Annotated in this window: 15 protein-coding genes; 11 read left to right on the top strand and 4 right to left on the bottom strand. The window is 46.5% G+C overall.

Annotation, left to right across the window (positions count from 1 at the left end; genetic code table 11):
• Positions 1–16: 16 nt before the first annotated feature.
• Positions 17–952, top strand: a complete 936-nt coding sequence (locus AB4371_RS08375) for a YiiD C-terminal domain-containing protein (RefSeq protein WP_372127724.1) — start codon at positions 17–19, stop codon at positions 950–952.
• 40 nt (positions 953–992) lie between these two features.
• Here the strand turns inward: AB4371_RS08375 and AB4371_RS08370 are convergent, their stop codons facing one another.
• The 4 genes from AB4371_RS08370 to hslR form a co-directional block, all read right to left on the bottom strand.
• A complete protein-coding gene (locus tag AB4371_RS08370; RefSeq protein ID WP_137002239.1) occupies positions 993–2963 on the bottom strand; it encodes an AsmA family protein in 1971 nt (656 codons plus the stop codon).
• A gap of 154 nt (positions 2964–3117) precedes the next feature.
• Positions 3118–4743, bottom strand: a complete 1626-nt coding sequence (gene pckA, locus AB4371_RS08365; RefSeq protein WP_017062492.1) for a phosphoenolpyruvate carboxykinase (ATP) — start codon at positions 4741–4743, stop codon at positions 3118–3120.
• A gap of 337 nt (positions 4744–5080) precedes the next feature.
• Positions 5081–5974, bottom strand: coding sequence for an Hsp33 family molecular chaperone HslO (hslO, locus tag AB4371_RS08360; RefSeq protein ID WP_017063067.1), 894 nt, complete (start codon positions 5972–5974; stop codon positions 5081–5083).
• Positions 5975–5992: 18 nt separating this feature from the next.
• Positions 5993–6379, bottom strand: a complete 387-nt coding sequence (gene hslR / locus AB4371_RS08355; RefSeq protein WP_017062490.1) for a ribosome-associated heat shock protein Hsp15 — start codon at positions 6377–6379, stop codon at positions 5993–5995.
• Positions 6380–6710: 331 nt separating this feature from the next.
• On the opposite strand from hslR, the gene gspC reads away from it, so the two are divergent.
• The 10 genes from gspC to gspL all read left to right on the top strand — a co-directional run bounded on the left by gspC (position 6711) and on the right by gspL (position 16952).
• Positions 6711–7592, top strand: a complete 882-nt coding sequence (gspC, locus tag AB4371_RS08350; RefSeq protein WP_017062489.1) for a type II secretion system protein GspC — start codon at positions 6711–6713, stop codon at positions 7590–7592.
• A gap of 41 nt (positions 7593–7633) precedes the next feature.
• Positions 7634–9658, top strand: a complete 2025-nt coding sequence (gene gspD / locus AB4371_RS08345; RefSeq protein ID WP_102394589.1) for a type II secretion system secretin GspD — start codon at positions 7634–7636, stop codon at positions 9656–9658.
• Positions 9658–11160 carry a type II secretion system ATPase GspE gene (gspE, locus tag AB4371_RS08340; protein WP_372149428.1) on the top strand — a complete coding sequence of 501 codons (1503 nt, stop codon included), beginning with the start codon at positions 9658–9660 and terminating at the stop codon, positions 11158–11160. The genes gspD and gspE overlap by 1 nt, the downstream gene beginning before the upstream one ends.
• A gap of 1 nt (position 11161) precedes the next feature.
• Entirely contained in the window at positions 11162–12382 is a 1221-nt protein-coding gene (gene gspF, locus AB4371_RS08335) for a type II secretion system inner membrane protein GspF (protein ID WP_048661299.1), read from the top strand.
• An 87-nt stretch (positions 12383–12469) separates the two neighbouring features.
• Positions 12470–12913 (top strand): type II secretion system major pseudopilin GspG, encoded by a 444-nt coding sequence (gene gspG / locus AB4371_RS08330; RefSeq protein WP_017062485.1) that lies wholly within the window; start codon positions 12470–12472, stop codon positions 12911–12913.
• Positions 12914–12991: 78 nt separating this feature from the next.
• The gene (gspH, locus tag AB4371_RS08325) at positions 12992–13585 is read left to right on the top strand and encodes a type II secretion system minor pseudopilin GspH (RefSeq protein WP_017062484.1); all 594 of its coding nucleotides are present in this window, start codon (positions 12992–12994) and stop codon (positions 13583–13585) included.
• On the top strand, positions 13572–13967 hold the full coding sequence (gene gspI / locus AB4371_RS08320) for a type II secretion system minor pseudopilin GspI (RefSeq protein ID WP_017062483.1): 396 nt from the start codon (positions 13572–13574) through the stop codon (positions 13965–13967). The genes gspH and gspI overlap by 14 nt, the downstream gene beginning before the upstream one ends.
• On the top strand, positions 13954–14721 hold the full coding sequence (gspJ, locus tag AB4371_RS08315; RefSeq protein WP_017063073.1) for a type II secretion system minor pseudopilin GspJ: 768 nt from the start codon (positions 13954–13956) through the stop codon (positions 14719–14721). The genes gspI and gspJ overlap by 14 nt, the downstream gene beginning before the upstream one ends.
• The gene (gene gspK, locus AB4371_RS08310) at positions 14705–15754 is read left to right on the top strand and encodes a type II secretion system minor pseudopilin GspK (RefSeq protein ID WP_372149427.1); all 1050 of its coding nucleotides are present in this window, start codon (positions 14705–14707) and stop codon (positions 15752–15754) included. The genes gspJ and gspK overlap by 17 nt, the downstream gene beginning before the upstream one ends.
• The gene (gspL, locus tag AB4371_RS08305) at positions 15723–16952 is read left to right on the top strand and encodes a type II secretion system protein GspL (RefSeq protein WP_102394587.1); all 1230 of its coding nucleotides are present in this window, start codon (positions 15723–15725) and stop codon (positions 16950–16952) included. Before gspK ends, gspL begins: the two co-directional genes overlap by 32 nt.
• Positions 16953–16964 lie beyond the last annotated feature (12 nt).

The raw sequence follows: 16964 nt of genomic DNA, 5'->3' as shown, positions 1-16964 counted from the left end.
GCTTAAAGGAATAAGCATGTTTAAACTCATAACACCAACCACCGAAAATCAGCTAAACAAGTATTACCATTTTCGTTGGCAGATGCTCCGTGAACCTTGGCGAATGCCGGTAGGTTCTGAGCGCGATGAATATGACCCAATGAGTCACCATCGCATGATTGTTGATGGTCGTGGTCGCCCGATGGCGATTGGTCGTCTGTATATCACCCCAGATCTGGAAGGTCAGATCCGCTATATGGCGGTGAAGAAATCTCGCCAAAGTAAAGGCATGGGTTCGTTGATTCTAGTCGCACTTGAGTCATTGGCTCGCCAAGAGGGTGCTAAGCGCTTGGTGTGTAATGCACGTGAAGATGCGATCTCATTCTATGAGAAGAATGAATTTGAACGTCGCGGTGAGATTAACGATCAACGTGGCCCTGTGCGTCACCAACAGATGGTTAAGCATCTTGACCCAATGGCAGACGTTCTACGCAAGCCTGAGTGGTGTAATGAGCTTCAGCAGCGCTGGGAACATCAGATCCCGATCAGTGACAAGATGGGCATCAAGATCAACCAATACACGGGTTATCAGTTTGAATGTAGTGCTCAGTTGAACCCAAACCTTAATCCTCACAACACCATGTTTGCAGGCTCAGCTTTCACCTTAGCGACATTAACAGGCTGGGGAATGACTTGGTTGTTGATGAAAGAGCGTGGACTTACTGGTGATATCGTTCTGGCTGACAGTAATATTCGTTATCGTCACCCGGTTGAGCAAAACCCAGTTGCTGCTACTTCATTGGATGGAATCAGTGGTGATTTAGATCGTCTCGCTTCAGGTCGAAAGGCTCGTATCATTATCCACGTGACCATTCATAGCGGCGATGTGGAAGCGGTAGAGTTTACGGGAACCTATATGCTGATCCCTGACTACAAAAAGCGATTATCAACAGACTCCAACGTAAACGTATAGCTGACACTGGCTAACAGATACAGATTAAAGATACAAGGCGCTACTCCTGTGGAGTGGCGCTTTTTTGTTGGCAGTCGTTAATCTCCGAATACTCAGCTTGGGTGAGCTTTCCTGAGATTTGATGACATGGGTCCGATAGGGTAATCGAGAGGGTGTGTTGCTCGGCTTTAAGCAAGTCGAGTTCTCCAGAAGCCTCGCCATTGAGCGTTTGAACCCTTTGTTCGCCTTGCTCTGCTGCTGACGTACCAATAATGTGCATCGGTTCGAGAGTGAAGCGCCCACGGTCAAAATGCGCATTAAGCTCTGGAATTTCAAACACGTTATCAGTCGATGTTTCAGAAAGCTTATCGTTAAAGGTCATCACACCCTGGCGAACGCTGCCAGTGAGTTGCCCTGTGGTTGAGTAACCGAGCATCAGTGAGTCGCCATATAAACCTGCGGCTTGAAGTTCAAACTCGCCATAGCCGGTTGCATCGAGTGGTAATTCAAGTCGCTGCAGCATAGGCGCAATGGGTAACCCATCGGCAGAAATATCTAAGCTCCATGGCTTGCTGATTTGGTTAAAATCGAGCGTTGCATTGGCTTCAATGTAGCCATTCCTGAGTGGTGCAAACAGACGAGTCAGCGTCCATTTTCCTTGTTCGCTATTCATCTCAACCACAGGCTGTGCGCTGAGAATATTTTGGTAGCTGGCATCATTGGCGCTCGCCATCAGCTTCCCTTGCCACAAGCCCAGTTTTCTATCTTGCAGCAGTTGAACTTGATGCCCCTCGACATGTAATCCAGAGACCTGCCAGTAAGGCGTTTGTGCTAGTTGGATAAGTTGGCTGCGTTCTATATTAAGTCGGTTAATCTCGACGTTCTGGAGCTGTGTGAGCCAAGGCAATAGGCGAGCGGCCGGTAGAGGGCTATCTTGGTTTTCGGTAATCCACTTGATGCCTTGCAGGTCGAGCTGCGCCAATTGAATGCTGCTAGGGGCGACTTCGCCATTGAGCTGAACAGTGCCCTGCAGGAATTGAGTATAGAAATCCTCAATCAGAATCCGGTTTGCTTCTAGGTTGAGCTTGAGGCTTGGCTCGATGAACATGTCATCATCAATGGTCACTCCTTCTGCCTGTAGAGAAAAAATGGCTTTCTGTTGTTTCCAGATTTCAAAAGGCAGTTGGATATTTTCTAATGAGGCATCAAAGGCAGCGAGGTGGCCATCTTGCCACTCTACGTCGCTACGCAGAATATCTAAGCTATTGATGTGATTAATCTTAATGCCTGCAACATCCCACTCTTTGCTTAGTAGGTTTTGGGTCTGTTTCTGATTGAGTCGTAAGCCATCGACGGTCACATTCACCAACGACCAATCTTGTTGATACTGCTCTGCTTGTCCGGAAATCTTGGCGCCACGCCAGTCAAACGAAGCACCATAAAGGGTGCTGTCGCTAGGTTTTAAGTCTAGGTCAATCAACAGATTATCGAATGCCTCACCTTGCCAATACAGTTGTGAGGCAGAGAGTTGGGTTTTTCCATAAGGTAGCAGCGAGTTATCGTTGTTCCACGTTGGGGCGGAGATCTGCAGGTCGATGCCTCGCGCATTAAACTCTGGCGTCGAAAAGTCGAGATTGTTGATGGCCAGCTGGTGGAGCTTGATGTTTGGTTGGGTAAATAAAGAAGTCAGTGTTTTTAGATCGTCTGCCTCTAATTGTAGGCCGCTGATCAAAACAGATTCAAAGACCAGTTTGGCCTCTGTCATCGAGCTGGGGCTGAACCAAAGATCGATCTTGTCGATATACAGAGGTGTTTGCTTTTCTGGTTGGCTTTGGGTAATGCCCATTAAGGTGATGTGATAAGGCGCCTGATACTCAACATCTTCAATGAATACAGGTTGTTCAATCGTATGTTTGATAAAAAAGTTGGCAACATCCGCACGGTATTGGGTCTGCAGGCTTAATAGCAGCGCTGCGATAGTTGCAACGGCGATAGCCAACACAATGCCGAACACCATGAATACCTTTTTCATTCCCTGAAAGCCTTAAATTTCAATAGTCTTAAAACAGAGTGGAACAAAAAGGGTCAAGCATCAACAAAAAAGCCCCTCAAAAGAGGGGCTTGCTACAAAAATATCATTTTAAATTGGGCGTTTGCTTTTGGCTAAGCCCGAGCAGATGGTTGGATTAGTCCAGTTGAGGACCAGCTGCAACCAGTGACTTACCTTCAGCGTTGTCTGTGTACTTATCAAAGTTGTTGATGAAGCGCTCGGCTAGATCTTTCGCTTTGCTTTCCCATTGTAGAGGGTCAGTGTACGTATCGCGTGGGTCAAGGATCGCTGGGTCAACATCGTGCAGCGCTAGTGGCACTTCTAGGTTAAACATAGGGATAACCTTAGTTTCAGCGTTGTCGATTGAGCCATCTAGGATAGCGTCGATGATGCCTCGCGTATCTTGGATAGAGATACGTTTACCAGTACCGTTCCAACCTGTGTTCACTAGGTAAGCTTCAGCGCCAGCTGCTTCCATACGCTTCACAAGCACTTCAGCGTACTGAGTTGGGTGGAGAGTTAAGAATGCCGCACCAAATGCAGCAGAGAACGTTGGCGTTGGCTCAGTAATACCACGCTCAGTGCCCGCTAGTTTTGCAGTGAAGCCAGATAGGAAGTGGTACTTCGTTTGTTCTGGAGTCAGTTTAGATACTGGCGGTAGAACACCAAATGCATCAGCGGTCAGGAAGATAACCTTTTGAGCGTGACCGGCTTTTGATACTGGTTTAACGATGTTATCGATGTGGTGAATCGGGTAAGAAACACGAGTGTTCTCAGTTTTTGAACCGTCATCAAAATCGATAGAACCATCGCCACGAACCGTTACGTTCTCTAGTAGTGCATCACGACGGATTGCGTTGTAGATTTCAGGTTCAGCTTCTTTAGATAGACGAATTGTCTTCGCGTAACAACCACCTTCAAAGTTGAAGATACCATCGTCATCCCAACCGTGCTCATCATCACCGATTAGCTCACGTTTAGGATCGGTTGATAGGGTTGTTTTACCAGTGCCTGATAGACCGAAGAAAATAGCGACATCGCCTTTCTCGCCAACGTTTGCACTACAGTGCATTGAAGCAATACCTTGTAGAGGTAGTAGGTAGTTCATCATTGCGAACATACCTTTTTTCATCTCACCGCCGTACCAAGTACCACCGATGATCTGAACACGTTCAGTCAGGTTGAAAGCGACAAAGTTCTCAGAGTTTAGACCTTGTTTCTCCCAGTTAGGGTTGGTTGTTTTAGCACCGTTCATTACCACGAAATCAGGTTCGAACGTTGCTAGTTCTTCGTCGGTTGGACGAATGAACATGTTCTTAACGAAGTGCGCTTGCCACGCTACTTCAGTGATAATACGCACACTTAAACGCGTATCTGGGTTAGCACCACAATAACCGTCGATGACAAACAGACGCTTGCCAGATAGCTGAGTTGTTACAAGCTCTTTCAGCTCATTCCATACTTCAGTTGTAATCGGTTTGTTGTCATTTTTGCCTTGATCTGACCACCACATGGTATCGCGGGTCGTGTCATCTTTAACAATGTACTTATCTTTTGGTGAGCGGCCAGTAAAGATACCAGTGTCTACCGCAACAGAGCCTAGTTCCGTTACTACGCCTTTTTCGTAGCCTTCCAAACCTGGCAGTGTTTCTTCAACGAATAACTGCTCGTAGCTAGGATTACGAAGAACTTCAGTAACGCCAGTCAGTCCGTGCTTAGTTAGATCAATTTGTGCAGCCTTTGTATGTTCCATAACGGTCATAGGTGCTCCTTGTAGGATATTTTGTAGGGATTTTGTATTAATTTTTTATTGTTATCTGCTCACCATGCTAGCAACGAGACTCGGGGGAAACAGGGATATAGCTCAAAAAATATCCATATTAGCCATGGGGTTTTAAGCGTCTCGTCACATATTAGCCCAACTAGTCTATCCTGTACGCAAACCTTTGCGCTAGGGGCGAGAACATTATTAATTGATTAAAATTAAGCGGTGATTTTATTACGAGATGTTACGGAGTTTGCGCTATTTTGATCACAAAAAAGGCCAGCTGAGTGCTGACCTTTTTGGGGTAAATTACGTGTTTTTGGTACGCCGTAAATTAATGAACCGTATTGCTGCCTTTATCTGCCGCTTCTGCGTAAAGAGCATCTACATCATTTTTGTCGAACGAGTAGTTTGTGCCACAGTAATCGCAGTGTAGTCCAACGCTTCCTTCGGTGCTTAGGATGTCGTAGATCTCTTCTTGAGCAACAGTAATGATTGCTGCTGCACTTCGATCGCGTGAACAGCCACAGAAGAACTCAACCGGTTGTGGTGTGAATAGCTGTACTTTCTCTTGGTTGTACAAACGGTAAAGCAGTTCGTTCGCTTCTAGAGTGAATAGCTCTTCGTTTTTCACGGTGTCTGTTAGTTGCTCTAGGTGCTCGAAGTCGTCTGGAGTACCGGTGCCGTCAGGCATTACTTGTAGCAACATACCTGCAGCGTGTGCTTTGCCTTCATGCTCGCCAGTGCGCAGCCATAGACGAGTCTTAAGCTGTTCAGAGTTAGCGAAGTAGCCTTCAAGCACTTGTGCAAGCGTGTCACCTTCCAGACCAACGATACCTTGGTAACGCTCACCTTTCTTAGGATCGATAGTGATCACTAGATGACCTTTACCCATTAGGGCGTGTAGACCTGCGTCGTCTGCGATATCGCCTTCAAAGCGAGCAACACCACGGATCTTCTGATCGTGATCGCCATTGATAACTGCTAGAGATACTGGGCCGTCACCTTGCAGCTGCATCGTGATAGAACCTTCAAACTTTAGGGTCGCCGTTAGTAGCGTCGTTGAAACCAGTAGCTCACCCAACAGCTTTTGTACTGGAGCTGGGTATTCCTTGCTAGAAATAATCTGTTGGTACGCTTCGTCCATCTGTACCAATTCACCACGTACTGATAGGTCTTCAAATAGGTAGCGATTTAAAACATTACTTGTAGACATTGGGTCTGCCATTTGGCTATTCCTTCTAGCTTATTGAGTCTTGAACTTGATGATGTCACGACGTTGCTTTTTATCTGGGCGACGTTCTGGTGCTGGGCTATGAGCATTTAGCTTGCGCTGTTGTGCAAACTCTTCTCTTTTTGCCAAGCTTTCGGTGGTTTCTTCATAGAGGGTTTGAGCGATCGGAGCTCCACCACGATGGGCTGAGATTTTCTCGATCGTTACCGTCTTTTCTTCATTACCTTGGCGCAGTGTAATCACAGCCCCAAGTTCGACAATTTTACTTGGCTTGCTGCGCTGACCATTATAGTGGACTTTGCCACCATCGACCATGTTGCGAGCAATAGACCGGGTTTTGTAAAAACGAGCTGCCCACAACCATTTATCGAGTCTGACAGCTTCATTAGCAGTTTTCATATAGGGCTGTGCCTTATTAAGTGAGAAATGAATGCGGTTTAACTGTAACGAACAGTGCGCAACATGTTTTTGATGATGCTTATCACATTAAGTAGAAGCTTAAAGTGGAGGCGGTTGGCATTTTTTTCAAGTCATAATACAAAATAGCCATGTTATGCCGATTTATCGATTTGCTATGATATAGTTCAGGATCTTATTGCTTAAATAAGCTTGGTATCGAACGAATGAATAAAAAAGCTGAAAGTTTAATGATTTGCAGCGTTTGTCGTCATGAAAAGGGACTAGGAAAGTGAACTTTTTAGAGCTCAAAAATCGCGTAGGGAATTCTCCTATGTTGAGCCGCTTATTAGAGAATGGATTTGTACTTCAGCAGAAACTAAGCTTAGCGACCTGTTGTGTATTGATTGCAGCTTCCGCATGGATCTTAGGGCAGCTTGCATGGTTTATCGAACCTGCTGAGCAAACTATCGCGCCTTGGACAGCAACGGCTTCATCGTCTTCAGCACCTCAATCGACCCTTGATATCTCTTCTTTGCAGCAGAGCAACATGTTTGGTGCTTACAACCCAAGCACGCCCGCTGTGGTTGAACAGCAAGTTATCCAAGATGCGCCTAAGACGCGATTAAACCTCGTTTTAGTGGGTGCAGTCGCGAGCTCGAATCCAAAACTGAGCTTAGCGGTGATCGCCAATCGCGGCACGCAAGCGACCTACGGAATTAATGAAGAGATTGAAGGCACTCGAGCCAAGTTAAAAGCGGTATTAATCGACCGCGTTATCATTGATAACTCAGGACGAGACGAAACCTTGATGCTTGAAGGTATTGAGTACAAGCGTTTGGCTGTATCAGCGCCTGCGCCACCTCGTAGCTCTTCTTCGGTTCGTGGTAATAATCCGGCTTCAGCAGAAGAGAAGCTTGATGAAATTAAAGCGAAGATAATGAAAGATCCGCAACAAATCTTCCAATATGTTCGACTGTCTCAGGTGAAGCGTGACGATAAAGTGATCGGTTATCGTGTGAGCCCTGGCAAAGATTCAGAACTTTTTAACTCTGTTGGGCTCCAAAACGGAGATATTGCCACTCAGTTAAATGGACAAGACCTGACAGACCCTGCTGCTATGGGCAACATATTCCGTTCCATCTCAGAACTAACAGAGCTAAATCTGGTGGTCGAGAGAGATGGTCAACAACATGAAGTGTTTATTGAATTTTAAAACTTTGCGTCTAACGAAGGACGAAAGTGTAGGAGAAGTACGTGAAGCATTGGTTTAAGAAAAGTGCATGGTTATTGGCAGGAAGCTTAATCTGCACACCCGCAGCCATCGCGAGTGATTTTAGTGCCAGCTTTAAAGGCACTGATATTCAAGAGTTTATTAATATTGTTGGTCGTAACCTAGAGAAGACGATCATCGTTGACCCTTCGGTGCGCGGAAAAATCGATGTACGCAGCTACGACGTACTCAATGAAGAGCAATATTACAGCTTCTTCCTAAACGTATTGGAAGTGTATGGCTACGCGGTTGTCGAAATGGACTCGGGTGTTCTTAAGATCATCAAGGCCAAGGATTCGAAAACATCGGCAATTCCAGTCGTTGGAGACAGTGATACGATCAAAGGCGACAACGTGGTGACACGTGTTGTGACGGTTCGTAATGTCTCGGTGCGTGAACTTTCTCCTCTGCTTCGTCAACTAAACGACAATGCTGGCGCGGGTAACGTTGTGCACTACGACCCAGCCAATATCATCTTGATTACCGGTCGTGCGGCGGTAGTGAACCGTTTAGCAGAAATCATCAAGCGTGTTGACCAAGCGGGTGATAAAGAGATTGAAGTCGTTGAGCTAAAGAATGCATCAGCGGCAGAAATGGTGCGCATTGTTGATGCTCTAAGCAAAACCACAGATGCGAAGAATACGCCTGCATTTCTACAGCCTAAATTGGTTGCCGATGAGCGTACCAATGCGATTCTTATCTCAGGTGACCCTAAGGTACGTAGCCGTTTAAGAAGGTTGATTGAACAGCTTGATGTGGAAATGGCAACCAAGGGCAACAACCAAGTAATTTACCTTAAATACGCCAAAGCAGAAGATTTAGTCGATGTGCTGAAAGGCGTGTCGGACAACTTGCAATCAGAAAAGCAATCTTCAACCAAAGGCAGCTCATCGCAACGTAACCAAGTGATGATCTCCGCTCACAGTGATACCAACTCGTTGGTGATTACCGCACAACCGGACATCATGAATGCGCTTCAAGATGTGATCGCACAGTTGGATATTCGTCGTGCTCAAGTATTGATTGAAGCCCTAATTGTCGAGATGGCAGAGGGTGATGGCATTAACCTTGGTGTGCAATGGGGTAACCTTGATACTGGTGCTGTGATTCAGTATGGCAACACAGGTGCGTCAATCGGTGGCGTAATGGTTGGTTTAGAAGAAGCGAAAGACACTGAAACGACCACCGCAGTCTATGATGATAATGGCGCCTTTTTGCGTAATGAAACGACCACAGAATCCGGTGACTACTCAACGTTAGCTTCTGCTCTTTCTGGCGTTAATGGCGCGGCAATGAGCGTAGTGATGGGTGACTGGACTGCCTTGATCAGTGCAGTAGCGACCGATTCAAATTCAAATATCCTATCTTCTCCAAGTATCACCGTGATGGATAACGGCGAAGCGTCGTTCATTGTGGGCGAAGAGGTGCCTGTTTTAACTGGCTCTACCGCAGGTTCAAGTAACGATAATCCATTCCAAACGGTTGATCGTAAAGAAGTGGGTATCAAGCTTAAAGTGGTGCCACAAATCAACGAAGGTGACTCGGTTCAGCTGCAAATAGAACAAGAAGTATCGAACGTATTAGGCGCGAACGGTGCGGTTGATGTGCGTTTTGCTAAGCGTCAGCTAAATACCTCAGTGATTGTTCAAGACGGTCAAATGCTGGTGCTTGGTGGTCTGATTGACGAGCGAGCGCTGGAAAGTGAATCTAAGGTGCCATTCTTGGGTGATATCCCATTGCTAGGTCACTTGTTCAAATCTACCAGCACTCAGGTTGAGAAAAAGAACCTAATGGTATTCATTAAGCCAACCATCATTCGTGATGGCATGACAGCCGATGGTATCACTCAGCGTAAATACAACTTCATCCGTGCTGAGCAGTTGTACAAGGCTGAGCAAGGGCTGAAATTAATGGCAGACGATAACATCCCGGTATTGCCTAAATTTGGCGAAAGCATGAATTACCCGGCTGAACTTCAAGCCTTCATTGATCAGATGGAAACAGAATAATGGCTGAATTGGTAGGGGCGGCACGTACTTATCAGCGCTTGCCGTTTAGCTTTGCGAATCGCTATAAGATGGTGTTGGAGTATCAACATCCAGAGCGCGCACCGATACTTTATTATGTTGAGCCACTGAAATCGGCGGCGATCATTGAAGTGAGTCGTGTTGTGAAAAATGGTTTCACGCCACAAGCGATTACTCTCGATGAGTTTGATAAAAAACTGACCGATGCTTATCAGCGTGACTCGTCAGAAGCTCGTCAGCTCATGGAAGACATTGGTGCTGATAGTGATGACTTCTTCTCACTAGCGGAAGAACTGCCTCAAGACGAAGACTTACTTGAATCAGAGGATGATGCACCAATCATCAAGTTAATCAATGCGATGCTGGGTGAGGCGATCAAAGAGGGTGCTTCGGATATTCATATCGAAACCTTTGAGAAATCACTGTCGATCCGTTTCCGTATTGATGGTGTGCTGCGTGATGTGTTGGCGCCGAGCCGTAAACTGGCTCCGCTGTTAGTTTCGCGTGTAAAGGTTATGGCTAAATTGGATATTGCGGAAAAACGTGTGCCACAAGATGGTCGTATTTCTCTGCGTATTGGTGGTCGAGCGGTCGATGTTCGTGTATCAACCATGCCTTCATCACACGGTGAGCGTGTGGTAATGCGTCTGTTGGATAAGAACGCTACTCGTCTAGACCTGCACAGTTTAGGCATGACGGCCGAGAACCACGAAAATTTCCGCAAGCTTATTCAGCGCCCACACGGCATTATCTTGGTTACCGGCCCTACAGGTTCTGGTAAATCAACGACTTTGTACGCTGGCCTGCAAGAGCTCAACAGCAACGAGCGCAATATCTTAACCGTTGAAGACCCAATCGAATTCGATATCGATGGCATTGGCCAAACGCAGGTAAACCCTAAGGTTGATATGACCTTTGCGCGTGGTTTACGTGCCATTCTTCGTCAAGATCCCGATGTGGTCATGATTGGTGAGATACGTGACTTAGAGACCGCAGAGATTGCTGTTCAAGCCTCTTTGACGGGTCACTTGGTAATGTCGACTCTTCACACCAATACGGCAATCGGTGCGATTACACGTCTACGAGATATGGGCATCGAACCCTTTTTGATTTCTTCGTCGCTGCTGGGTGTTTTGGCTCAGCGCTTAGTTCGCACCCTGTGTAACGACTGTAAAGAACCTTACGAAGCGGATAAAGAACAGAAGAAGCTGTTTGGGTTGAAGAAGAAAGACAGCCTGACGCTTTACCATGCCAAAGGGTGTGAAAACTGCAGCCACAAAGGCTATCGAGGCCGTACCGGTATTCATGAACTCTTGATGATTGACGATTCGGTACAAGAGCTGATTCACAGTGAAGCTGGTGAACAGGCAATTGAGAAAGCAATTCGTGGCACAACACCAAGTATTCGAGATGATGGCTTGAGCAAAGTTCTGAAAGGGGTAACGTCCCTAGAAGAAGTGATGCGCGTGACCAAGGAAGTCTAGTATGGCGGCATTTGAATACAAAGCACTGGATGCCAAGGGTAAAAGTAAAAAGGGCTCGATTGAAGCGGATAACGCTCGTCAGGCTCGCCAACGCTTAAAAGAACAAGGCTTGATGCCGGTTGAGATGACCGAAGCTAAAGCTAAAACGGCGAAAGGTGCACAGCCCTCGACCAGTTTTAAGCGTGGTATCAGCACGCCTGACCTTGCTTTGATTACTCGCCAAATTTCCACCTTGGTGCAATCAGGCATGCCGCTAGAAGAGTGCTTGAAAGCCGTTGCCGAACAGTCTGAAAAACCTCGTATTCGAACCATGTTACTGGCGGTTCGTTCGAAGGTGACGGAAGGTTATTCGCTAGCGGATAGCTTGGCTGATTACCCTCACATCTTTGATGAACTGTTTAGAGCTATGGTCGCAGCTGGTGAGAAGTCGGGTCACTTAGATGCGGTATTGGAGCGACTGGCCGATTACGCAGAAAACCGTCAGAAGATGCGCTCTAAGCTGCTGCAAGCGATGATCTACCCAGTCGTGCTAGTGGTGTTTGCGGTGACGATTGTTTCGTTCCTGTTGGCAACCGTGGTACCTAAGATCGTTGAACCTATTATCCAAATGGGCCAAGAACTTCCTCAATCGACACAATTTTTATTAGCATCGAGTGAATTTATCCAGAATTGGGGCATCCAACTACTGTTGTTGATCATCGGTGTGATTGTGTTGATTAAGACCGCGCTGAAAAAGCCGGGCGTTCGTATGAGTTGGGATCGCAAGCTATTAAGCATTCCACTGATCGGCAAGATCGCGAAAGGGATTAATACCTCTCGTTTTGCACGAACACTCTCTATCTGTACCTCGAGTGCGATTCCTATCCTTGAAGGGATGAAGGTGGCGGTAGATGTGATGTCGAATCACCATGTGAAGCAGCAAGTACTGCAGGCGTCAGACAGTGTTAGAGAGGGGGCAAGCCTGCGTAAAGCGCTCGATCAAACCAAACTCTTCCCTCCGATGATGCTGCATATGATCGCCAGTGGTGAGCAAAGTGGTCAGTTAGAGCAAATGCTAACAAGAGCGGCAGATAACCAGGACCAAAGCTTTGAGTCGACCGTGAATATCGCGCTAGGTATTTTTACGCCAGCACTTATCGCTTTGATGGCAGGCTTAGTGCTGTTCATTGTGATGGCGACTCTGATGCCGATGCTTGAAATGAATAATTTGATGAGTGGTTAACCAACTGCTCATAAGACGTTAGTTTTTGGATGAGCGAGAAGAAGGACACTATTACCTTCACTCGTTGTCTGTAATTTGGAGAAAATAATGAAAAACAGAATGAAGAAACAATCAGGCTTTACCCTATTAGAAGTGATGGTTGTTGTGGTTATCCTTGGCGTATTGGCGAGCTTTGTTGTACCTAACCTATTGGGTAACAAAGAGAAGGCTGACCAACAAAAAGCCATCACTGATATTGTGGCGCTAGAGAACGCGCTAGATATGTACAAACTGGATAACAGCGTTTACCCAACAACGGATCAAGGTCTTGATGCATTGGTTTCTAAGCCAAGCAGCCCAGAGCCTCGTAACTACCGCGACGGTGGCTACATCAAGCGTCTGCCAAACGACCCATGGGGTAACGAGTACCAATACCTAAGCCCTGGTGATAACGGCACTATTGATATTTTCACTCTTGGTGCTGATGGCCAAGAAGGTGGTGAAGGTATTGCGGCGGATATCGGCAACTGGAACATGCAGGATTTCCAATAAGCTTCAGCTTATTGTTTGATTCGTTATTGATGCTTGATACGTTATTGATGGTAGGACGTAAACAGATGGAGTCTAAAGGTGAAAACTAAGCAAACACAGCCAGGTTTCACCTTGATTGAGATTCTCTTGGTGTTGGTACTACTGTCAGTAACGGCGGTTGCGGTGATCGCGACCATTCCTACCAATAGCAAAGATGTTGCTAAAAAATACGCTCAAAGCTTTTATCAGCGAGTTCAATTACTCAATGAAGAGGCTATTTTGAGCGGCTTAGATTTTGGCGTTCGAGTTGATGAAAAGAAATCGACCTATGTACTGATGGCGCTTAAGTCTGAAGGCTGGCAAGAAGTCGATTTTGAAAAAATCCCCTCTTTAACTGAACTACCGGAAGAACTCGCATTGTCACTGACCTTAGGTGGTGGCGCATGGGAAGACGATGATCGGTTGTTCAACCCAGGAAGCTTGTTTGATGAAGATATGTTTGCTGATCTTGAAGAGGAAAAGAAGCCGAAACCACCACAGATCTACATCTTGTCGAGTGCTGAAATGACGCCATTTGTATTGTCGTTTTATCCAAATACCGGAGACACCATACAAGATGGTTGGCGTATTCGAGTATTGGACAATGGTGTGATTCGACTGCTAGAACCGGGAGAAGAAGATGAAGAGGAATAACCGTTCTCCTTATCGTTTTCGTGGTATGCCCCTTGGTTCTCGAGGAATGACGCTGCTTGAGGTATTGGTTGCGCTCGCTATCTTTGCGACTGCGGCGATCAGTGTGATTCGTGCTGTTACTCAGCACATCAATACCCTCAGTTATCTCGAAGAAAAAACCTTCGCGGCTATGGTCGTTGATAATCAAATGGCTTTGGTGATGCTGCATCCTGAGAAGCTAAAAAAAGCGCAGGGCACACAAGAGTTGGCCGAGAGAGAGTGGTTTTGGAAGGTCACGCCAATCGATACTAGCGATGATTTATTAAAGGCGTTTGATGTGAGTGTGGCAACCAGTAAACAAGCTTCTCCAGTGGTCACGGTGCGCAGCTATGTGGTCAAGTAAAAGCGTGTCGTTAGCTCAGAGCAAGTCGCTAAGTAAGAGCATGTCCGCCAATAAGCGTGTGCCTCGTAAACAAGGACTATCTTCGAAAGGGAGAGGCTTTACCTTAATTGAGGTTTTGGTCTCGATCGCTATCTTTGCCACGTTAAGCATGGCGGCTTATCAGGTAGTAAATCAGGTTCAGCGCAGCAACGAGCTTTCAATCGAGCGCAGTGCTCGTTTAAATCAACTGCAACGTAGCTTAGTCATTTTAGATAATGATTTTCGCCAGATGGCGGTGCGACAATTTCGTACCAACGGTGAAGAAGCATCATCTAAGCTGATCTTAATTAAAGAGTATTTACTGGATTCCGACAGCGTTGGCATCATGTTTACTCGCCTTGGCTGGCATAACCCACAGCAGCAGTTTCCTCGCGGAGAAGTCACCAAAGTGGGTTACCGCATTAAAGAAGAAACGCTTGAGCGTGTGTGGTGGCGCTACCCCGATACTCCTGCAGGACAAGAAGGTGTGATTACGCCTTTGCTTGATGATGTTGAAAGCTTGGAATTCGAGTTTTATGACGGAAGCCGCTGGGGGAAAGAGTGGCAAGCCGACAAATCGCTACCGAAAGCGGTAAGGTTAAAGCTAACCTTGAAAGATTATGGTGAGATAGAGCGTATTTATCTCACCCCTGGTGGCACGCTAGATCAGGCCGATGATTCTTCAAACAGTGACTCTTCAAGTAGTAATGAGGGGAATAATGACTCATCGAACTAATAAGTTTGCACTGACAAGGTCTGCCATGGGGCGCAAGCAGCGAGGTGTTGCGCTGATCATTATCCTGATGCTACTGGCGATAATGGCAATCATCGCAGGCAGTATGTCGGAACGCCTGTTTACTCAATTTAAGCGCGTGGGCAATCAACTGAATTACCAACAGGCTTACTGGTACAGCATTGGTGTCGAAGCGCTGGTGCAAGACGGCATTAGGCAAAGCTACAAAGACAGTGATACCGTCAACTTGAGTCAACCATGGGCGTTAGAAGAACAGGTATACCCGTTGGATTATGGTCAAGTTAAAGGCCGTATTGTTGATGCTCAGGCATGTTTTAATCTCAATGCGTTGGCTGGTGTGGCGACGACTTCAAGTAACCAAACACCTTATTTAATTACGGTTTGGCAAACCTTGTTGGAAAACCAAGATGTTGAGCCTTATCAGGCCGAGGTTATTGCACATTCAAGCTGGGAATTTGTTGATAGTGATACCCGAACCACCTCTTCAGCTGGTGTAGAAGACAGTACTTATGAGGCGATGAAGCCATCTTATTTGGCAGCGAATGGCTTAATGGCCGATGAGTCCGAGCTACGCTCGGTTTATCAAGTCACTGGTGAGGTGATGAATAAGGTTCGCCCCTTTGTTTGTGCTCTGCCGAGCGACGATTTCCGTTTGAATGTGAATACTCTTACGGAAAAGCAGGCGCCGTTATTGGAAGCGATGTTTGCCCCCGGCTTAAGTGAATCGGATGCCAAACAGCTGATAGACAAACGCCCATTCGATGGTTGGGATACGGTGGATGCGTTTATGGCTGAGCCTGCTATTGTGGGTGTGAGTGCCGAAGTCAGCAAAAAAGCGAAAGCATATTTAACTGTAGATAGCGCCTATTTTGAGCTAGATGCAGAGGTATTAGTTGAGCAGTCACGTGTACGTATACGGACGCTTTTCTATAGTAGTAATCGAGAAACAGTGACGGTAGTACGCCGTCGTTTTGGAGGAATCAGTGAGCGAGTTTCTGACCGTTCGACTGAGTAGCGAACCACAAAGCCCTGTGCAGTGGTTAGTTTGGTCGACAAGCCAACAAGAAGTGATAGCAAGTGGCGAACTGTCTAGCTGGGAGCAGCTGGATGAGTTAACGCCTTACGCTGAAAAGCGTAGCTGTATCGCTTTATTGCCGGGAAATGAATGCTTAATTAAGCGTGTTGAGATCCCGAAAGGTGCTGCTCGCCAGTTCGATTCTATGCTGCCGTTTTTATTAGAAGACGAAGTCGCACAAGATATCGAAGACTTACACCTGACTATTTTAGAGAAAGACGCAACGCACGCGACAGTGTGTGGTGTGGAACGTGATTGGCTTAAGCAGGCGCTGGATACTTTCCGCGAAGCGAACATTATCTTTCGTAAAGTATTGCCTGATACCTTAGCGTTGCCTTTAGAAGATCAGGGCATCAGTGCGCTGCAGATCGACCAACATTGGTTATTGCGTCAAAGCAACTATCAAGCAGTGTCGATCAATGAGGCGTGGCTAGCGATGTTCTTACAAAGCGATTGGGCTGCCTTAGATGACGAAGAGCAATCACCAACGATTTTTAGCTACACCGCACTGCCAAGTGATGACGTTCAACTGCAAAGTGGCATTGAGTGGCAAGCTAAACCTGCTGAACTGGTGATGTCTTTACTGAGCCAACAAGCCATTACAAGTGGCGTAAACTTACTGACTGGCACCTTTAAAACCAAATCTTCATTCAGTAAGTACTGGCGTGTATGGCAAAAAGTAGCGATCGCAGCTTGTTTGCTGGTGGCGGTGATCGTCACTCAGCAAGTCTTAAAGGTTCAGCAGTACGAAGCACAAGCCGAAGCGTACCGAACGGAGAGTGAACGTATTTTTAGAAGCGTACTTCCGGGTAAGCAACGTATTCCGACGGTCAGCTACCTTAAGCGCCAGATGAACGACGAAGCTAAGAAGTATGGTGGCTCGGGTGATGGTGATTCCTTACTTGGATGGCTAGCGTTACTGCCAGAAACTTTAGGACAAGTGAAAGCCATCGAAGTGAATAGTATTCGCTACGACGGCAACCGCTCAGAGGTGAGATTGGAAGCGAAAAGTACTGACTTCCAATATTTCGAGACTGCGCGAGTGAAACTTGAAGAGAAGTTTACCGTTGAGCAAGGGCCATTGAATCGTAATGGTGATGCCGTATTTGGCAGCTTTACTCTTAAACCCCATCAATAACCTGCGTAAGGA

The organism is Vibrio sp. 10N.261.51.A3 (assembly GCF_041471965.1).
In the GTDB taxonomy this organism is placed as follows: Bacteria; Pseudomonadota; Gammaproteobacteria; order Enterobacterales; family Vibrionaceae; genus Vibrio; species Vibrio crassostreae_C.
Note: the sequence above shows the minus strand (reverse complement) of the source record. Positions and strands in the feature narration are given on the sequence as shown.